The sequence below is a fragment of the Bacillus sp. JST-5 genome, from assembly GCF_057747715.1.
This window is the reverse complement of the sequence record NZ_JBYLHW010000055.1, coordinates 1-17,047: the sequence shown is the minus strand read 5'-3', so window position 1 is coordinate 17,047 and position 17,047 is coordinate 1. Positions and strand designations below refer to the sequence as shown.

General features: G+C 33.0%; 23 protein-coding genes. 15 read left to right on the top strand and 8 right to left on the bottom strand.

Going from position 1 to position 17,047, the window contains the following annotated elements; translation table 11 throughout:
- Positions 1 to 166: 166 nt before the first annotated feature.
- On the bottom strand, positions 167 to 820 hold the full coding sequence (locus AC3ASS_RS10940) for a hypothetical protein (RefSeq protein WP_488283565.1): 654 nt from the start codon (positions 818 to 820) through the stop codon (positions 167 to 169).
- A gap of 211 nt (positions 821 to 1,031) precedes the next feature.
- Between AC3ASS_RS10940 and AC3ASS_RS10935 the strand changes: the two genes are divergently transcribed.
- The 4 genes from AC3ASS_RS10935 to AC3ASS_RS10920 all read left to right on the top strand — a co-directional run bounded on the left by AC3ASS_RS10935 (position 1,032) and on the right by AC3ASS_RS10920 (position 3,762).
- Complete coding sequence (locus AC3ASS_RS10935; protein ID WP_488283564.1) at positions 1,032 to 1,763, top strand: ABC transporter ATP-binding protein; 732 nt, start codon at positions 1,032 to 1,034, stop codon at positions 1,761 to 1,763.
- The gene (locus AC3ASS_RS10930) at positions 1,760 to 2,539 is read left to right on the top strand and encodes an ABC transporter permease (RefSeq protein ID WP_488283563.1); all 780 of its coding nucleotides are present in this window, start codon (positions 1,760 to 1,762) and stop codon (positions 2,537 to 2,539) included. Before AC3ASS_RS10935 ends, AC3ASS_RS10930 begins: the two co-directional genes overlap by 4 nt.
- The gene (locus tag AC3ASS_RS10925) at positions 2,529 to 3,209 is read left to right on the top strand and encodes a uracil-DNA glycosylase (protein ID WP_488283562.1); all 681 of its coding nucleotides are present in this window, start codon (positions 2,529 to 2,531) and stop codon (positions 3,207 to 3,209) included. Before AC3ASS_RS10930 ends, AC3ASS_RS10925 begins: the two co-directional genes overlap by 11 nt.
- Before the next feature lie 118 nt (positions 3,210 to 3,327).
- Positions 3,328 to 3,762: an Hsp20/alpha crystallin family protein gene (locus AC3ASS_RS10920; protein ID WP_488283561.1), complete on the top strand. Its 435-nt coding sequence runs from the start codon at positions 3,328 to 3,330 to the stop codon at positions 3,760 to 3,762.
- A 53-nt stretch (positions 3,763 to 3,815) separates the two neighbouring features.
- On the opposite strand, the gene AC3ASS_RS10915 is transcribed toward AC3ASS_RS10920, so the two are convergent.
- Complete coding sequence (locus tag AC3ASS_RS10915) at positions 3,816 to 4,577, bottom strand: hypothetical protein (RefSeq protein WP_488283560.1); 762 nt, start codon at positions 4,575 to 4,577, stop codon at positions 3,816 to 3,818.
- Positions 4,578 to 4,986: 409 nt separating this feature from the next.
- Here AC3ASS_RS10915 and AC3ASS_RS10910 point away from each other — a divergent pair, with 409 nt between their 5' ends.
- The 3 genes from AC3ASS_RS10910 to AC3ASS_RS10900 all read left to right on the top strand — a co-directional run bounded on the left by AC3ASS_RS10910 (position 4,987) and on the right by AC3ASS_RS10900 (position 9,113).
- Positions 4,987 to 6,489, top strand: coding sequence for a glycine betaine uptake BCCT transporter (locus tag AC3ASS_RS10910; RefSeq protein ID WP_488283559.1), 1,503 nt, complete (start codon positions 4,987 to 4,989; stop codon positions 6,487 to 6,489).
- A 165-nt stretch (positions 6,490 to 6,654) separates the two neighbouring features.
- Positions 6,655 to 8,130, top strand: coding sequence for an alanine/glycine:cation symporter family protein (locus tag AC3ASS_RS10905; RefSeq protein ID WP_488283558.1), 1,476 nt, complete (start codon positions 6,655 to 6,657; stop codon positions 8,128 to 8,130).
- 473 nt (positions 8,131 to 8,603) lie between these two features.
- On the top strand, positions 8,604 to 9,113 hold the full coding sequence (locus AC3ASS_RS10900) for a DoxX family protein (RefSeq protein WP_488283557.1): 510 nt from the start codon (positions 8,604 to 8,606) through the stop codon (positions 9,111 to 9,113).
- 133 nt (positions 9,114 to 9,246) lie between these two features.
- On the opposite strand, the gene AC3ASS_RS10895 is transcribed toward AC3ASS_RS10900, so the two are convergent.
- Together AC3ASS_RS10895 and AC3ASS_RS10890 are read right to left on the bottom strand one after the other, a co-directional pair.
- On the bottom strand, positions 9,247 to 9,435 hold the full coding sequence (locus AC3ASS_RS10895; protein ID WP_488283556.1) for a YfhD family protein: 189 nt from the start codon (positions 9,433 to 9,435) through the stop codon (positions 9,247 to 9,249).
- 97 nt (positions 9,436 to 9,532) lie between these two features.
- Positions 9,533 to 9,661, bottom strand: a complete 129-nt coding sequence (locus AC3ASS_RS10890; RefSeq protein ID WP_488283555.1) for a YfhE family protein — start codon at positions 9,659 to 9,661, stop codon at positions 9,533 to 9,535.
- A gap of 146 nt (positions 9,662 to 9,807) precedes the next feature.
- Here AC3ASS_RS10890 and recX point away from each other — a divergent pair, with 146 nt between their 5' ends.
- Positions 9,808 to 10,608: a recombination regulator RecX gene (recX, locus tag AC3ASS_RS10885; protein WP_488283554.1), complete on the top strand. Its 801-nt coding sequence runs from the start codon at positions 9,808 to 9,810 to the stop codon at positions 10,606 to 10,608.
- On the opposite strand, the gene AC3ASS_RS10880 is transcribed toward recX, so the two are convergent.
- A complete protein-coding gene (locus tag AC3ASS_RS10880; RefSeq protein WP_488283553.1) occupies positions 10,609 to 11,283 on the bottom strand; it encodes an SDR family NAD(P)-dependent oxidoreductase in 675 nt (224 codons plus the stop codon).
- A gap of 77 nt (positions 11,284 to 11,360) precedes the next feature.
- On the opposite strand from AC3ASS_RS10880, the gene AC3ASS_RS10875 reads away from it, so the two are divergent.
- Entirely contained in the window at positions 11,361 to 11,687 is a 327-nt protein-coding gene (locus AC3ASS_RS10875) for a YfhH family protein (protein ID WP_488283552.1), read from the top strand.
- A gap of 139 nt (positions 11,688 to 11,826) precedes the next feature.
- Here the strand turns inward: AC3ASS_RS10875 and AC3ASS_RS10870 are convergent, their stop codons facing one another.
- Complete coding sequence (locus AC3ASS_RS10870; RefSeq protein WP_488283551.1) at positions 11,827 to 11,982, bottom strand: small, acid-soluble spore protein K; 156 nt, start codon at positions 11,980 to 11,982, stop codon at positions 11,827 to 11,829.
- Positions 11,983 to 12,068: 86 nt separating this feature from the next.
- Between AC3ASS_RS10870 and AC3ASS_RS10865 the strand changes: the two genes are divergently transcribed.
- Positions 12,069 to 12,329 carry a YfhJ family protein gene (locus tag AC3ASS_RS10865; protein WP_488283550.1) on the top strand — a complete coding sequence of 87 codons (261 nt, stop codon included), beginning with the start codon at positions 12,069 to 12,071 and terminating at the stop codon, positions 12,327 to 12,329.
- A 25-nt stretch (positions 12,330 to 12,354) separates the two neighbouring features.
- Here the strand turns inward: AC3ASS_RS10865 and AC3ASS_RS10860 are convergent, their stop codons facing one another.
- A complete protein-coding gene (locus AC3ASS_RS10860; RefSeq protein ID WP_488283549.1) occupies positions 12,355 to 13,335 on the bottom strand; it encodes a metal-dependent hydrolase in 981 nt (326 codons plus the stop codon).
- 48 nt (positions 13,336 to 13,383) lie between these two features.
- Here AC3ASS_RS10860 and AC3ASS_RS10855 point away from each other — a divergent pair, with 48 nt between their 5' ends.
- Together AC3ASS_RS10855 and mutY are read left to right on the top strand one after the other, a co-directional pair.
- Positions 13,384 to 13,677 carry a hypothetical protein gene (locus AC3ASS_RS10855; protein WP_488283548.1) on the top strand — a complete coding sequence of 98 codons (294 nt, stop codon included), beginning with the start codon at positions 13,384 to 13,386 and terminating at the stop codon, positions 13,675 to 13,677.
- Between the two features lie 24 nt (positions 13,678 to 13,701).
- Entirely contained in the window at positions 13,702 to 14,823 is a 1,122-nt protein-coding gene (gene mutY / locus AC3ASS_RS10850) for an A/G-specific adenine glycosylase (RefSeq protein ID WP_488283547.1), read from the top strand.
- A gap of 26 nt (positions 14,824 to 14,849) precedes the next feature.
- Here the strand turns inward: mutY and AC3ASS_RS10845 are convergent, their stop codons facing one another.
- Positions 14,850 to 15,074, bottom strand: a complete 225-nt coding sequence (locus AC3ASS_RS10845) for a cytosolic protein (protein WP_488283546.1) — start codon at positions 15,072 to 15,074, stop codon at positions 14,850 to 14,852.
- 113 nt (positions 15,075 to 15,187) lie between these two features.
- On the opposite strand from AC3ASS_RS10845, the gene fabL reads away from it, so the two are divergent.
- The 3 genes from fabL to ntdP all read left to right on the top strand — a co-directional run bounded on the left by fabL (position 15,188) and on the right by ntdP (position 16,938).
- Positions 15,188 to 15,937, top strand: a complete 750-nt coding sequence (gene fabL / locus AC3ASS_RS10840; protein WP_488283545.1) for an enoyl-[acyl-carrier-protein] reductase FabL — start codon at positions 15,188 to 15,190, stop codon at positions 15,935 to 15,937.
- 76 nt (positions 15,938 to 16,013) lie between these two features.
- Positions 16,014 to 16,193 (top strand): gamma-type small acid-soluble spore protein, encoded by a 180-nt coding sequence (locus AC3ASS_RS10835; protein WP_488283544.1) that lies wholly within the window; start codon positions 16,014 to 16,016, stop codon positions 16,191 to 16,193.
- 214 nt (positions 16,194 to 16,407) lie between these two features.
- Positions 16,408 to 16,938, top strand: coding sequence for a nucleoside tri-diphosphate phosphatase (ntdP, locus tag AC3ASS_RS10830; RefSeq protein WP_488283543.1), 531 nt, complete (start codon positions 16,408 to 16,410; stop codon positions 16,936 to 16,938).
- The last annotated feature ends 109 nt before the right edge of the window (positions 16,939 to 17,047 follow it).

Here is a 17,047-nt window from a genome sequence, read left to right as displayed (position 1 = left end):
TCTACGTCATACTTAATTGAACCGCCGTATACCGAACGGTACGTACGGTGGTGTGAGAGGTCGGGGGTTAGTCACCCTCTCCTACTCGATTTCTAGTTAAATCGCTTTATTTTATAAAAAAGGTAATACAAAAAAGGAAGAAAAGTAGTGAAAACAAGTACTGATTTTAAGATCCTTCTTCCTTTAGAAACTTTCTAGTAAGGAGTATTGAAATCATAAGTATAAATTCGAGAATATTCATTATCACCATGTTTTTGGATTTCATAGATAGAATACTTCCAATAATTAAAATCAAAATTCCTAAAAATAACCAAGGGAAACGGAATTTTTTCCATAAGTAAATCCCTAGAAATGCAAGGAAACCAATGACAGCAATCATCATAATTGGTAATCCAGACTTACCTGTATTTTCAAAGATTAATAAGCCGTTTTCCCATTTCTTTTCTAAATTTAATTTATAGATAATTAAATAAATTTCATATACAATGATTGCGATAGTAATTATATATACTGCTATTTTCCAACCTGTCTGTTTCGCTAATTTGAATCCTCCTTTTTTAAGAGAATTCCAAGCAAAAAGTATTAATGTAGGAGTAAATAAAGCGTGCATCCAATACCTTCCATAACTTAATGTTTTCAAAAACGATTCCTCTTCAATAAATTTCCCAATCGCAATAATAAAATTGTCATAAATTAATCCAAGGATAACTAATAAGTAAATGTTGGATAACTGGAAAATAGGTTCTTTCTTAGTCAATGAAAGTCCCCATATTAATAAAAGAAAATAGCCAATAACAAGTAAAATATAGATAATTTCCATTGAAACACTTCCCTATTTATATTTTTTACTTAGTTTTCCAAATTTGCGAAGGAATATTTTATGATGTTTATTGGAATAAAACTAAACAATCGTATAGAATTTTGATTCGATAATAATTCCCAATCCATTTAAACGAATCTTTTTCATTATTAAATATCATGTTCGTTTCATTTATAATGAAAGCAATTCGATAAATGAAGGAAGTGATCGCATGCAATCGGGTATAAATGTAGCTATCCATGTTCATAAATTAAATTATTATGCAGGAGAAGAACATATTCTTAAAAATATTACAGGGTCATTTCACGAAGGGACTATTACAACCATTGTCGGGCCTTCTGGAGCTGGGAAATCGACCCTTTTAAAATTATGTAACGGATTACTGTCCTTTCAATCAGGAGAAATATACATAAACAATAAAAGAATTGAACAATACCATCCAATTGAATTAAGAAGAAATGTCGGGTTAGCATTGCAAAGTGCCCCCATGATTAATGGAACCGTTTATGACAATATGAATCTTCCTTTGAAATTACAAGGAAAGAAAATTGATCTAAATGAAGCAGAAAAATTATTAGATCTAGTGGGACTAAATAAACAGATGATGAATAAGCATGTGAAGGACCTCTCCGGTGGTCAACGTCAAAAAGTGTCTATTGCTAGAACTTTAGTTAACCGTCCAGAAATCTTACTTTTAGACGAAATTACTTCTTCACTTGATCCTGTTTCACAAAAAGAAATAGAAGATTTAATTGTGAAAATTAATCAACATTATGGTGTTACGATTGTATGGATTACTCATAATTTAAGACAAGCTTTAGAGATTGGTAACTATACTTGGGTGATGATGAATGGCGAATTAGTCGAAACGGGGGAAAGTAGTCTTTTAAATCATCCAAAAAATGAACGAGTACAGCAATTTGTAAAGGGGGAGCTATCATGAGTTACACAGCTCTTGCCATTTCTCTCATTTTTGTTTTATTTCCTTTATTTTTGTCTAAAACTTTCAATCTTGGATTGGAAAAAGATGTTGTTATTGCTGTCGTGCGTTCGATCATTCAATTGTTGATTGTCGGATATATTTTACAATTTGTTTTTCAATCAGAACAGATAGTTTATGTTTTACTTATGATAGCTGTTATGATTGGTGCAGCTGTACAAAATGTTTGGAAAAAAGGTGCGGCGATTAAAGGGATTATTTGGAAGGTTACCGTTACATTTATCTTAATAGAAGCTTTAACTCAAGGAATTTTACTAGGGTTTCAAATCACACCTGCAACCGCACAATATATTATCCCTATAAGCGGTATGGTTATTGGTAATTCTATGGTTTTATGTTTATTGTTTTTAAATCGATTTTTATCAGAGGTAGAAGCACGTCAAGAGGAAGTTGAACTCATATTAACGCTGGGTGGAACACCGAAACAAGCGATTCATCATCAACTCATTACGGCGATAAAAGCTAGTATGATTCCGACGATTGAAAGTCAAAAAACAATCGGACTTGTTCAACTTCCGGGAATGATGAGTGGTCAAATCATAGCGGGTGCAAGCCCGATTCAAGCCGTGCAATTCCAGTTGTTAATCTTATTTTTACTTTTGACAACGGCAGCAGTTTCAAGCATTTTCTTAGGCTTTTTATCTTATCCAAGTTTGTTTAATGAAAAAATGCAATTAATGAAAATACAAAAAAGGGTTGGAAGAAATAATGAAAAATAAAATTTTGAAAAACGATTGGGGACCTTTATTGGAGGAAGAATTTGTAAAACCATATTATTTATCGTTAAGAAAGTTTTTAATCCATGAATATCAAACAGAAACCATATACCCTGATATGTATGACATATTTAATGCTCTTCATTTCACACCATTTAATCAAGTGAAGGTTGTCATTCTTGGACAAGACCCATATCATGGGCCAAATCAAGCTCATGGGTTAAGTTTTTCCGTTAAACCGGGTGTTCCGTTGCCTCCTTCGTTAAAAAATATTTTTATAGAATTGCAAAATGATATTGGGTGTTCTTTACCGAATCATGGACATCTTGTTCATTGGGCAAAGCAAGGTGTTTTAATGTTAAATACGGTTTTGACAGTTCGCCAAGGCCAACCTAACTCTCATAAAGGACGTGGTTGGGAAATATTTACGAATAAAGTAATTGAAGTATTAAACAAAAAAGAACATCCAATTATCTATATATTGTGGGGAAGTCATGCACAAGCGAAAGAACAAATCATTGATACGAACAAACACTATATAATAAAATCACCCCATCCTAGTCCATTGTCAGCTCATCGCGGATTTTTTGGTAGTAAACCGTTTTCGAAAACAAATAAAATTTTAAATGAACTAGGGTTAGAAGAAATTCAATGGGAAATTCCTAGCCTATAAGAAAGGAAACGCACTCCATTTTGCGTTTCCTTTTTTAAATTATTCGATTCTTTTATGAATAATCAACGAGGATGTCGAAAAAATATACTTAGAAAAAATTTGTAAGGAGGCTAGGAAAATGTCATTAATTCCTTACGATCCTTTTCGACAATTATCACATATGAGAAAAGATTTAGATCGTCTATTTTCTGATTTCCCTTTTCAAATGGATGACAATACTTTTGGACATTTGAGGGTAGATGTTTATGAAACAGCTAACGAGGTAGTCGCTACATGTGATTTGCCAGGGCTTGAAAAGAAAGAAGATGTAGATATACACATTGAAAACAATATGTTAACTATTAGCGGTACCATTAATCGTACCAATGAGATAAAAGAAGAACATATGCATCGAAAAGAAAGATTTGTGGGAAGGTTTCATCGAAGCATTCATCTTCCAGCCAATGTCAGCCATGAAGGAGTAAAAGCGTCTTACAAAAATGGAGTGTTAGAAATCCGAATGCCAAAAGCCATTAATGAAAATAAAAAGAAAATTGATGTCGATTTTCATTAATAATATGAGAGCTCTCAATGAAAGGAGAGCTCTTAATTTATTTAGGTTGTGGATTAAGAAAAAATATTCACAAACATATATTTAGATAAATTTTCTAGAAACAAAGAATTAATAAAAATTAAAATTGCTGTGGTCATAAGTGTGATATATAATGGCTCTTTTTTTCGATCGTCCAATCGATAGGAAGAAACTGTAACAAATATAACAAAAAATTGGATAATAGTTAGGAAATTTAAATAAAATGAATAAATTCTCCCAACAAAAAAAGATGATAGTACGCACCCAATGATTAAATAAAATAAAAGAATTACCGATACTCCCCCGTAACGACCTACTATATCAGCAAACTTAACCGAAATTTTTAACCATTTCGTTAAAAGAATATAAATAATCATGATTGCTCCTAAATTCCAAATCAATATATAGAAAAAAGAAGGAAAAAATGTTTTTACAAAACTAAAAGAGTTGGAATAATCAAATGGGCTCATTTGATTGATTCTTTTAGTTAGTAGACTGACCCCCAATGCATAAAAAATCGATGTAAAAACGATTGTTATATAGCCGTTCATTGAATGTTCAGAACCTATTTTTCGAGAGAATGAAGTCGGTGCTTTCAACGATTGGATGACAAAGTCTAAATAATTAAAGAAATTCTTTTTTATTTTTAAACTTAAGGAAGCATCTGTTTTCTGTTTATAAAATTGGACGCGAGAAAGTACGTCTGATGAAATTTGTTGACTTTCTAAATTAGTATCAACACTTTGACGAAACCAATGTCCACAATATGGGCAAAAAGTGGCATCTACTTTGTTCATTTTATTACAACTTGGACAAATCATTTAATTATTTCTCTCCTTCCGGTTTGTCTCAAGTTAATGTTTATTCGGTAACTAATGATAATATGGCAAAAAATATGCACTCTTTAATAGAGTAAGCTCCCTTATTAATGAATGATTGAAGTCTAAGTTGCATGTCTTTTTATTTTTCAATTAGCCAAATTCATCCTAGATTACATTTTTTCTGTTCAACGACATCAATGAGAAAACGAGTTTTCACTTGAATTTTTGTCATGAAACCTTTAATCCCTTAGTTTTGAATGTCTTATATATGAAAAAAGAATTTTTCTAATCCGAGATTTTATTCGACGTTTAATTAGAGGATAATTTTTTTGCTGGTAACAAAAAATAATGGGGACTACGTAAGGCGATACAAAGGAGAGTTCGAATGAAAAAAAATCGAATTGTTTTTTTCATTTCAATCGCTATATTGTTGGCATTAGTAATTCTTGCAATAATGATGCCAGATAACATTGAAAAAATGATGGCTCAAATTCAAACAATTATTACTTCTACTTTAGGATGGTACTATTTAATTTTAGTAACGTTTTTTGTCATCGTTTGTTTATATTTTCTCATTAGCCCAATTGGGCGAATAAAGCTTGGAAAACAAGAAGACAAGCCCCAATTTTCCCGTCCTTCTTGGTTGGCTATGTTATTTAGCGCAGGAATGGGGATTGGATTAGTGTTTTGGGGTGCTGCTGAACCTTTAAGTCACTATGCCATTAGTACTCCTACAAATGTTGATCCTGGAACTGATCAAGCGATAAAAGATAGTCTGCGTTATACTTATTTTCATTGGGGAATTCATGCTTGGGCCATTTACGGAATTGTCGCATTAGTGCTCGCTTATTTTAATTTTCGTCACGAACAACCGGCACTCATTAGTTCTACATTAAAACCTCTTTTTGGTGAGAAGGTAAAAGGGTTTTTAGGGAAATTGATTGATGTGATAGCTGTCATTGCAACTGTTATTGGCATTGCCACTACGTTAGGATTTGGTGCCGTTCAAATTAATGGTGGATTGTCTTTTTTGTATGATGTCCCATCGGGAATCCTTATTCAATTTATCATTATTGTTATTGTAACAGTATTATTTTTGATTTCAGCTCTGACTGGTTTAGAGAAGGGCATCAAAATACTAAGTAATGCGAATATGGTGCTTGCTGCTGTTTTATTGCTTGGAATGCTTATATTAGGACCAACTATTTTAATATTAAATCTATTCACTGAAACAATCGGACTCTATATACAAAACTTACCTAGGATGAGTTTTCGAATTGCTCCATTAAATGAGGAAATTCGAAATTGGATTCATGCATGGACCATTTTCTATTGGGCATGGTGGATTTCTTGGGCGCCATTTGTTGGAATTTTTATAGCACGTGTTTCTAAAGGGAGAACTATTCGGGAATTTGTTTTTGGGGTGTTATTAGTTCCTACATTAATCGGATTTATATGGTTTTCAACTTTTGGAGGAAGCGCGATAATGTTGGAGCATAACAATGAAGCGGTTTTATCAAATTTAGTCACTGAAGCGGTTTTATTTGCTGTCTTTGGAAATTATCCGTTTGGTGAAATTCTATCTATCATTGCTATTTTACTAATTAGTATATTTTTTATTACATCGGCAGACTCAGGGACTTTTGTTTTAGGAATGATGACAACAAACGGATCGTTAAACCCTGGAAATAGAATAAAAATAATATGGGGAGTTATGTTATCCATTATTTCTATTGCACTATTATATACAGGTGGTTTACAGGCTTTACAAAATACAATGATAGTGACTGCTTTACCGTTTTCTATAATTATGGGTTTAATGACAATATCTTTAATTAAAGCATTGTATAAAGAATCAAAAGAACTGAAAATAGGAAAAATAAAATAATTTTGAATACTACCATAAAAGTGGTAGTATTTTTTTATTTGTAAATTTAAGGAAAAGAATAAAATTTTTTGCTATCAAAAAGATAACATTGTATTGTCATTGTGTTTAATTTATAATTCTTAATAGGTCAAAGATTCAGAAAATAGGCGAAAAGGGGGGGTTCTTTTGGCATATTTAAATGATGCAGTATCATGGCTGAACAGCATTCTGTGGAGCAACGTAATGATTTACTTCTGTCTAGGGGTAGGATTACTATTTTCTATTTTAACAAAATTTGTTCAAATTCGTTTCATTAAGGATGCTGTAAAGCAAATGTTTGCAGGAGATAAATCAAATGAAGGGGTATCTTCTTTCCAAGCATTAAACTTAGCTTTAGCTAACCGGGTTGGTACAGGTAATATCGCAGGTACTGCTACAGCGATTGCATACGGTGGACCTGGTGCGGTATTTTGGATGTGGCTAATTGCTTTTATTGGAGCTGCTAGTGCATTTGTAGAGTCTACTCTTGCACAAATTTATAAAGTAAGACAAGATGGTCAATATCGTGGTGGACCTGCTTATTTCATTGAAAAAGGAATGGGAATTAGATGGTTTGCAGTTCTATTTGCGATTGCAGCCGTATTAGCTATGAGTTTATTAATGCCGGGTATTCAGGCAAATGCAATTGCAGAAGGATTAAATAACGCATTTGGTCTTAATACTGGTATTACAGGAGTTATTTTAATTGTTTTAGTAGGGCTTATAATCATTGGTGGAGTAAAGCGTATTGCCAATGCAGCACAAGTTATTGTTCCTTTTATGGCACTTGGTTATATTTTAATGGCACTGATTATCATTGCGTTAAACATTACTGAAATACCTGGAGTTATTAAATTAATTTTTTCTAGTGCTTTCGGTGCTGACGCAACATTTGGTGGTATTTTAGGTGCAGCTATTTCTTGGGGAGTAAAACGTGGAATCTACTCTAACGAAGCTGGACAAGGTACGGGACCTCACCATGCTGCAGCAGCAGAGGTTTCTCACCCAGTAAAACAAGGTTTAGTACAAGCAATGTCTGTTTATATTGATACATTACTTGTATGTTCTGCAACCGCATTTATGATTTTATTTACAGGTATGTATAATGTTTATGAAGCAGATCAGCAAACATTGCTCCAAGAGAATATTAGTTCTAATGTCAAAGTAGGACCAGAATATACTCAGCAGGCAATTGAAACAGTATTCCCAGGCTTTGGTGCAGGATTTGTTGGTATTGCTTTATTCTTCTTTGCATTTACTACTATCATTGCTTACTACTATATTGCGGAAACAAATATTGCCTTTTTGGCCCGTGGAAAAAATACAAAGGTTGTAATGAACGTATTGAAATTAGTTTTACTAGGTTCTGTACTATTTGGAACATTAGTAAAAGGATCAGACTTAGTTTGGGGCTTAGGTGATGTTGGTCTTGGATTAATGGTTTGGCTCAACTTAATTGCAATTCTTATCTTAATGAAACCAGCATTAGCTGCCTTAAAAGATTATGAGAAACAGAAAAAACAAGGTTTAGATCCTGTTTATAACTCTAAAGAGATGGGTGTTAATAACGCTGAATATTGGGAAAATGGATATAACCTTGATAAAAAAGAAGAAGCTTCTTAATTGAGATTTCCCATCAAATTATTTGAGTTGAGAATCTTTGGCCAAAACATTTTGAGAGCAGTCCAAATATGGACTGTTTTTTTTGTACTAAGGTTTAACATAAATAAAGCGGATATATTTATTTCAACAATATCCACATTTTTGTCCACAAAATTCACATTGATATTCTTAACATTCTTCAAATTATCCACTTAATCCACAAAAATGATGCAATTTGCTTTGTGAATAAATAATCTTTATATACTAGCTTTCAACAGACATATCCACAATAATAACAATATCCACAAATGAATTTATAAATTGACAATCATGTGAACGATATTGAAATTATATAAAATATGGTATATATTAAAGATGTAAAAAGAATGTGAAATACTTCACAATATGAATAGATAGAGCTACTAATGATAAAAATATTTTTTTACAAGTTTATGTGAAGAATTTCACAAATTATATAATAGGGGGAATTTAAAATGAAATGGTATCAAACACCACAAGCAGCAGTTATTTGGACAGTTATGAGAATTTGGTTAGGAATTCAATGGTTTGAAGCGGGAATTCATAAAGTAACAGGTGGATTCGATGCTAGCGGATTTTTACAAGGAACTTTAGCAAAAGCGGCAGGGGAGAATCCAGCAGTCCAACCTTGGTATGCGGCATTTGTTGAAAACTTTGCGATTCCAAATGTGAAACTATTTAATATACTAATTCCTTACGGTGAGGTATTAGTTGGATTAGGATTAATTGTCGGTTTAGCAACAATTCCGGCTCTATTAGCAGGAGCATTTATGAACTTAAACTTCTTATTAGCAGGTACTGTTAGCACAAATCCAATTTTATTAACAGTTGCATTCATATTATTATACGTTGGTACTGCAGCATACTACTTTGGTGCTGACCGATTTGCGATAGATGCAATAAAAAAATATTTTGCTAATCGAAATGAAAAAACAACACATCATAGAGGGGCAGAAGCAAATTAAGTATTAAAAGAGGGAGAAGAGCATTCTCCCTCTTTTATGTATAGATATAATTCTTTATGTAAACAACATTTTATTTAAGAATGGAAAATGGATGGATAAATAAAAAGGCCGCTTTAAGCAGCCCGACACTTCATTATTTTTTCTTTCTTTTCTTTACTCGTTGATTAGCAGCTTCGGCACGAGCTTGTGCTTCTAAATCAGCTTGATCGGCTAACTCTGCTGAGAACTCCTCATCGATTCCATCTGATTTCATATTTTTAGGAACTTGAGGTAATGTTTCTTTATTTTTATCCCGAGATTTTTGCTTCTTTGCTCGTCCCATTAAAAAGTCCCCTTTCGTAATGAAAAGTAGAGAAAACTAAAAGTTCTCCTTATTTAATATCTTTCTAAAGAAACTGATAAATCATGTGAGGAAATTTTTATCGTTTTTCACGTTTTTGAACATAACCACCGGCAATATCAGCTAATTTAAACTCACGTTGATATGTAACTTCTTGTGCACTAGACAACGTTTTTTTTGTTTTATCACGTTTCTTCTTTTCTCCCACGATAATCATCCTTTCAAAAAATCTATTCATCCATAGTTTAACCATGGAATGGTAATTTATTCCGCTAGCTAAAATATTGCCACTATCTATGCAATGAAATATGAATCCTTTCATTTTTTTGGTACATTGAAATTGAGGTGTTTGGAATGAAAAAAATTAGTAAAATATCCGTCCAAAAAAACAATCCAGAACGTTATAACATTTACATGGCTAATGGGGAAAAGGATGAATATGCATTTAGTGTAACTGAAAATATTTTAATTAAATACGGACTAAAAAAGGGTAAAGAGTTAACTCCATTTGAAATTGAAGAAATTTTATATCATGAAGATATTGAAAAAGCTGTAACTGCTTCCTATCAATATTTATCGTTTCGTATGCGATCAGAATTCGAAGTGTTTACATTTTTAAAAGAAAAAGGATTTACGATTCCAACGATTCAAGAAGCTATACATAAATTGAAGAGTCTTGGATACGTTGATGATTTGCAATTTGCAAAATCATATGTTCAAACACAAATAAATACCCAAGATAAAGGGCCAAAAGTTATTTATCAATGGTTAAAGTCAAAGGGAGTACAAGAAAATCTTATTTATGAGGCACTTAAATTATTTGATTATGAAAAACAAGTCGAGGTCGCAAAAAAGCTGGCCGAAAAGAAGGGAATCAAAAAAGGAGTTTCGCAAAAACAATTAATTAATAACCTCAAACAAATGTTACTAAGAAAAGGTTTTGATATTCCTATTATTGAAGAAGCGATGAACAAAATTGATTTTACTGAATTCGATGAACTGGAAGAGAGTGCTATAAAAATTCAAGGAGAAAAGGCATGGAAAAAATATTCAGCCCTTCCTCCTTTTGAACGGACAATGAAAGTGAAACAATTCTTGTATCGAAAAGGTTTTGATATAGATTTAATAGAAGCATTCATCGCAAATAAAGAATGATTATGTCTCAATAATGATTTCTTGTTCTTTTTCAAAGCGATCAACAATTTCTTTTGCAACACCATATGAATTTGGTAAAATACTTGGAACTTTAACAAATTCACTATTATCCCAAAAAGGAGTATTCATACCGCCCATATATGCTGCGACAACATTTACTTTTCCATCTAATTCTTTTTGAAGTGCTTCTGTGAAACCTCTTACCGCAAATTTAGAAGCGCAATAAGCCGTTTCTTTCACTTTACCTCTTAAACCGGCGGTAGAAATAATATTGATGATGGAACTGTTAGGTTGTTCTAATAAATGCGGTAAAAAAGCACGTGTCATGTTGATTGTTCCATAAACATTGGTGTCCATCATCTCATTAATTTGCTCACTAGTTAATTCTAAAATGGTACCAAAATGTCCTATTCCAGCATTATTAACTAAAATTTGCACATTTGTTGTTTCTAATATCTTTTTTACGTTTGTTTGGACATCACTTTCACTTCGAATATCAAAAGAATAATGGAAAGCTTGTCCACCTTTCTTTTCAATTAGTTCTTTCACATCTTTTATTTTTTGTTCATTTCTTCCTACTAATACGATACGGTAGCCTTTGTCGGCAAAAAGTAATGCAATATCTTTACCAAGTCCACTTCCGGCTCCAGTAATACAAACTGTACGTGTTGTCATATTTATCACCATCCTAATTCTTTATTTTACACTAACATTTGTCTATACTTAAAGTGGATAAAAGAGGTGAATTATACATGAATAAAAATGAAAAACGATATAGTGAAATGACGGAACATGAGTTGAAAGAAGAAATTGCCACCTTAATGGAGAAGGCTAGAAAAGCAGAACAAATGGGTATGGTTAATGAGTATGCTGTATTAGAAAGAAAAGCGATGATGGCGAAGGCTTACTTACTAGATCCGAATGATTTTAAAAAAGGGGAAATATACGAAATCGATGGAGATCCGGGTGTTTACTTTAAAATTGATTATATTAATGGTCGTTTTGCATGGGGTTATCGACTTGGCGGGAACGGGAAAGAAGAAGGTATCCCTATTTCATTGTTAAAGAAGCCAAAGTAAGTAAAAGAGTAAATTTGGTCGTGCAAAAAATTCGTGAAAATTCTTTAATGGATAACGACAATGTTTTTTATGCAGGGATTGGCTTTTGCCAATCCCGAATGATTAGAAAACAAATTTCCTAGAATAGCTTGTTTCTAATTTAAGATTCCTCACGTTTCGTGGAAGCTCTCATTCGTTCTTGAGGATGGGTATTAATCGTTCCATCAGCACGTTTTGAAGCGAACTCTGCTTTCGCTCTTGGTTCACCTTCAAATCGATTTTTGATATTTGGAAATTTATGTTTTTTATTTCTCATAGTACTTACCCTCCTAGTGAGTGACCTAATACTATTATTTTCAAACAAATATGATTGATGAATGGAAAGAATTGGGGTGATCTGTTATGAAAGAATATTTTGACCGTTTAACAGTAGAATTAATGAATAAAAATAAAAATTTAACGGAAGATCAAGCAAGAACTTGGGTTGAGCTGCTTTGGGAAGATTTCGAGACAACCTATGCTAAAGCAGGAAGAACGTATCGAGGTCCTAAAGTGACGGAACGCATTGTAAAGCAATGGATAGATCAATATGGATCCCGTCTCCATGAGTTTACGGCAACTAATCCAAAATATTCTCATTTAATTAAAAGAACGGAACATTAAAGTGGTAGGGGAATTCTACCACTTATTAATTTGGAATGGAATTTAATTTTCTCTTTAATTTCTTTGTGTCAAAAATCCAGCCGGTGTAAGAGTTTATAATATTTAATTCCTCATCTAAATGAACAATAGCTACAAACGGATAATGATCGTTGATACGATAGCGTAAATCAATAAATTTAACCTCTGTTACGCCCTTAAAGTATTTAACTTCCCAATGGTAAATGGGTGAAAAAGAAAGGAAAGCAGAAATATTCGCATCCTTTTTTGCCGCTTTCATCACTTCCGTATCAGGAATCGGGTATCTTTTAAATTTATCTAAAACAACGATTTTCTGCCGATATGCTCTCGCTACATAGAAATATTCCCTACCTTTTACAGCTATTCGCCATTGAAAAAAATACATAGTGGGTGCGATGATAATTTTTTCTGCATCTGGAAGCATACGTTGAACAGAATAAAAAATCGATTGTTTCGTTAAATATCTTAATATGTAATAAAAAAATAATATTGTATAAATCAATGGAAAAATTTTAAGTGGGTTACCTCCAAATAGCCATCCTACAATCCCAACTGAATGAATAATAAAGATGATCGGGTCAAAAGTATTTATCCAACCTAGGGCAATCCATTTTTTAGAAAATGGTCGGAGTGCTTGAGTTCCATATGAATTAAAAATATCCACAAAAACATGAAGGAAAACTGCAAAAAATGTCCAAATCCATAAATGAAAAAGATTAGCATCAGGAAATAGCGGGTATATGCCGGCGATAATGATCAATGGCCAAAGAATAACTGCGGGAATAGAATGTGTAATTCCTCGATGATTTCGTATATACAAAGCATTGCTTTTCATTTTTAAAATGGTATCGATATCTGGTGCCTGAGAACCAATGACGGTTGCAAGAAGTACACATTGTGCAGTTTCTGTACTTTGGGCAACAACCGGGTCTGAAATAGCAAGTCCACCTAACGTAATACCCATGACAACGTGTGTACCAGTATCCAAAAGGACAACCCTCCATTAAATAAAGTAAGAAAGTGTGGGATATGTTTCATGGAACAAAAACTTGTAATGATGTTACAATATGAAGTATGTGAAAATTTTTTTGCAACATATCACAAGACAATTTCACATATTTTTTCTTCTCTCTCCTATTATGATGTATTAGAGTATGAATTATTTCATTATGAAGGAGAAACATACGTAGAAAAATTAATTGTCCCAACCGAATCACATTATCTATCTTTAAAGAAACTTCGAACATCAAAAGATCATGAAATATTTGGTCAGCTAGATCCGTTAATAAAAGGCGGAGTTGAGAATATGCGAATTTTTGCGATTAAATAGGAATTTTGAATCGGAGGATTTTAAGTGGCAACCAGTGTAGATACTGTACTAAACGATTTTAATATAGAGAAATTCCAAGAAGATTTAATTGAATGGTTTAAAAAGGAACAAAGGAATTTGCCGTGGAGAAAGGATAAAGATCCATATAAAATATGGGTTTCAGAAATTATGCTTCAGCAAACAAGAGTAGATACCGTTATTCCTTATTTTCAACGTTTTATTGAAAATTTCCCGACCATTAAAGATTTAGCCGAAGCAGAGGAAGAACAAGTCTTAAAAGCTTGGGAAGGATTAGGGTACTACTCAAGAGCTAGAAATTTACAAACAGCTGTAAGGGAAGTTCATGAAAAGTACGAAGGAAAAGTTCCTTCAACAAAAAAAGAATTAAGCCAATTAAAAGGTGTAGGACCTTATACGGCAGGAGCTATATTAAGTATTGCATATGGCGTTCCAGAACCAGCTGTTGACGGAAATGTGATGAGAGTGTTATCTCGAATTTTAAATATAGAAGATGATATTTCCAAACAAAAAACGAGAAAACGGTTTGAAAATATCATATACGAAATGATTTCTAAAGAAGACCCTTCTAGTTTTAATCAAGGATTAATGGAACTAGGGGCGATAGTTTGCACACCTACCTCACCTTCATGTCTACTTTGTCCAGTACGAGAACATTGCCGGGCGTTTGAATTTGGAAAACAAACAGAGCTTCCAGTAAAAACGAAAACAAAATCAACAAAAGAGGTTCAGTTAACGGCAGCCGTATTAATAAGTGAAGATGGAAAAGTTTTAATTCGGAAGCGACCGGATGAAGGATTATTGGCAAAGCTTTGGGAGTTTCCAAATGAACCATCGCCAAAAGAAGAAAATATTTTAACTTCGTTTGAAACAGATATGTGGAATAAGCATGGAATCAAAGTAAAAATTAATGATTTTCTAACAAATATTGAACATGTTTTTTCCCATTTAAAATGGAATATTCATGTTTTTATTGGAATGATAGACGGAAAAGTTGTTGATTCAAGTAAGATGAAGTTAGTGTCTTTGAAGGAACTAGATGACTATGCTTTTCCAGTAAGTCATCAAAAAATTATTCAACAATATAAAGATTTTCTATTGCGATTAAAAAACCGCGGTGATTGGTAGCCGCGGTGAATTTTTTATAATTATATTTAATCGTATGATATTTTTGTTCCACTTGTATAAGTAGCTTCCTTCTTTTGAAAGCCGTCTCTTCGAATAATTTCTTCAATGATTTCACGATATAATGATTGTCCTTCAGCATTTAAATATGGCAACGTTTGCTGAAAGGTCTTATGGAAATAAGCTAATTCGTCATATTTCCACTCATTTTTAGGTATCATTGTAAGTTCTTCTATATCTCGACCAACATACATGATTATTAACTCCTTTTATTTATCATAGTAATCCTATTTTCCCGCAATAGTTGTCCTATATTCTTTTTAAACGTAAAATATTGTTTAGCAATACATAGAAAGGAAAGATTTAAATGAATAATAAAGTAGCTTTAGTTACCGGAAGCTCAAGAGGAATCGGTCGAGCAACAGCCATTCGCCTAGCAAAAGAAGGATATGATGTTATTATAAATTACGCAAGAAGCCGTTCAAAAGCTGAGGAAGTGGCGAAAGAAGTAGAAGCATTAGGAAGAAAAGCTCTCACAATAAAAGCAAATGTCGGGGATGTAGAAAAAATAAAAGAAATGTTCCAACAAATCGATGAGCATTTTGACCGTTTAGACGTTTTAGTGAATAATGCAGCATCTGGAGTATTACGTCCTATTATGGAACTGGAAGAAAGCCATTGGAATTGGACGATGAATATTAATAGTAAGGCATTATTATTCTGTGCACAGGAAGCGGCAAAACGTATGGAAAAAAACGGCGGAGGAAAAATTGTAAGTATTAGTTCTCTAGGGTCGATCCGCTATTTAGAAAATTACACGACTGTAGGGGTTTCTAAAGCAGCAGTCGAAGCTTTAACGAGATATTTAGCGGTGGAATTGGCTCCAAAAAATATTGTCGTAAATGCAGTTTCTGGCGGTGCCATTGATACAGAAGCATTAAAGCATTTTCCAAACCGCGAAGAACTTTTGGAAGATGCCAAGAAAAATACTCCTGCAGGAAGAATGGTTGAAATTGACGATATGGTAAATGCAATTATGTTTTTAATTTCTGATGCATCTTCTATGATTAGAGGACAAACCATCATTGTAGATGGCGGCAGGTCTTTATTAGTTTAAATGGAAAAAGATTACTTATTTTTTTTTGGATAGTTTCCTCCACGATGGGTACATTAAGAGCGTGGAGGTGAAAATCATGGCTAACAACAAACAACCTAACTCTAATACTGATGTACAACGTGTAAAACAACAAAACGCTCAGTCTGCACAAGGCGGACAAAACCAATACGGAACTGAGTTCGCTAGTGAGACAGACGCACAACATGTAAAACAACAAAATCAAAAAGCCGAATCTCGTAAGCAACAAAATTCTTAATAGATAAAAACTACATTTAGACGCTCTATTAAAACGGAGCGTCTTTTTTTATTTTTTAACAATAGTAATGGAAAGTTGGAATTCAGTCGTTTATTCCCTTGAAATTCATGCTACTTTTGTTTTAAATTTATTTCATTACCGTTATAATAAGAAGAATAAGGGGAAATTTTTTATCATTTTTATGGAATCGGGAAAGTTAGAAAGTAGGGATATTATGGGTGTTCCCATTGAGGGAGAAAAGATACAAATACATAGTTATAAGCATAATGGACGAATTCACCGTGTTTGGGAGGAAACAACGGTTTTAAAAGGCAGCAAAAGTCTAGTCATTGGCGGAAACGATCGAACAATTGTAACGGAATCTGACGGAAGAACATGGATCACTCGTGAACCTGCAATTTGTTATTTCCATTCTCAGCACTGGTTTAATATTATCGGGATGATTCGCGAAGATGGGATATATTATTACTGTAATTTAAGTTCGCCTTTTGTCGTAGACGACGAAGCATTAAAATATATAGATTATGATTTAGATATTAAAGTATTTCCAGATATGACTTTCCACCTTTTAGATGAGGATGAATATGAAGAACATCGGAAATTGATGAATTATCCAGAAGTCATTGACCAAATATTAAAATCCAATGTGGACAAGCTTATTCGTTGGATAAGACAGCGAAAAGGTCCATTTGCACCTGATTTTATTGATACTTGGTATGAAAGATATTTAACCTATAGAAATTAAGCCTGTTGGTGAACTTTCAACAGGTTTTTTATAAAGATAAGAAAGTATAAAAATTTGGGTCTACCACAGTCATTTAAGCTGTGGTATTTTCATTTTATGGAGACCAATA

What these genes read in the sequence shown, in the direction of transcription:
- AC3ASS_RS10940 (WP_488283565.1), bottom strand. Translation starts at nt 820, where the DNA reads ATGGAAATTATCTATATTTTACTTGTTATTGGCTATTTTCTTTTATTA.
- AC3ASS_RS10935 (WP_488283564.1), top strand. Translation starts at nt 1,032, where the DNA reads ATGCAATCGGGTATAAATGTAGCTATCCATGTTCATAAATTAAATTAT.
- AC3ASS_RS10930 (WP_488283563.1), top strand. Translation starts at nt 1,760, where the DNA reads ATGAGTTACACAGCTCTTGCCATTTCTCTCATTTTTGTTTTATTTCCT.
- AC3ASS_RS10925 (WP_488283562.1), top strand. Translation starts at nt 2,529, where the DNA reads ATGAAAAATAAAATTTTGAAAAACGATTGGGGACCTTTATTGGAGGAA.
- AC3ASS_RS10920 (WP_488283561.1), top strand. Translation starts at nt 3,328, where the DNA reads ATGTCATTAATTCCTTACGATCCTTTTCGACAATTATCACATATGAGA.
- AC3ASS_RS10915 (WP_488283560.1), bottom strand. Translation starts at nt 4,577, where the DNA reads ATGAACAAAGTAGATGCCACTTTTTGCCCATATTGTGGACATTGGTTT.
- AC3ASS_RS10910 (WP_488283559.1), top strand. Translation starts at nt 4,987, where the DNA reads ATGAAAAAAAATCGAATTGTTTTTTTCATTTCAATCGCTATATTGTTG.
- AC3ASS_RS10900 (WP_488283557.1), top strand. Translation starts at nt 8,604, where the DNA reads ATGAAATGGTATCAAACACCACAAGCAGCAGTTATTTGGACAGTTATG.
- AC3ASS_RS10895 (WP_488283556.1), bottom strand. Translation starts at nt 9,435, where the DNA reads ATGGGACGAGCAAAGAAGCAAAAATCTCGGGATAAAAATAAAGAAACA.
- recX (WP_488283554.1), top strand. Translation starts at nt 9,808, where the DNA reads ATGAAAAAAATTAGTAAAATATCCGTCCAAAAAAACAATCCAGAACGT.
- AC3ASS_RS10880 (WP_488283553.1), bottom strand. Translation starts at nt 11,283, where the DNA reads ATGACAACACGTACAGTTTGTATTACTGGAGCCGGAAGTGGACTTGGT.
- AC3ASS_RS10875 (WP_488283552.1), top strand. Translation starts at nt 11,361, where the DNA reads ATGAATAAAAATGAAAAACGATATAGTGAAATGACGGAACATGAGTTG.
- AC3ASS_RS10870 (WP_488283551.1), bottom strand. Translation starts at nt 11,982, where the DNA reads ATGAGAAATAAAAAACATAAATTTCCAAATATCAAAAATCGATTTGAA.
- AC3ASS_RS10865 (WP_488283550.1), top strand. Translation starts at nt 12,069, where the DNA reads ATGAAAGAATATTTTGACCGTTTAACAGTAGAATTAATGAATAAAAAT.
- AC3ASS_RS10855 (WP_488283548.1), top strand. Translation starts at nt 13,384, where the DNA reads ATGGAACAAAAACTTGTAATGATGTTACAATATGAAGTATGTGAAAAT.
- AC3ASS_RS10845 (WP_488283546.1), bottom strand. Translation starts at nt 15,074, where the DNA reads ATGTATGTTGGTCGAGATATAGAAGAACTTACAATGATACCTAAAAAT.
- fabL (WP_488283545.1), top strand. Translation starts at nt 15,188, where the DNA reads ATGAATAATAAAGTAGCTTTAGTTACCGGAAGCTCAAGAGGAATCGGT.
- AC3ASS_RS10835 (WP_488283544.1), top strand. Translation starts at nt 16,014, where the DNA reads ATGGCTAACAACAAACAACCTAACTCTAATACTGATGTACAACGTGTA.
- ntdP (WP_488283543.1), top strand. Translation starts at nt 16,408, where the DNA reads ATGGGTGTTCCCATTGAGGGAGAAAAGATACAAATACATAGTTATAAG.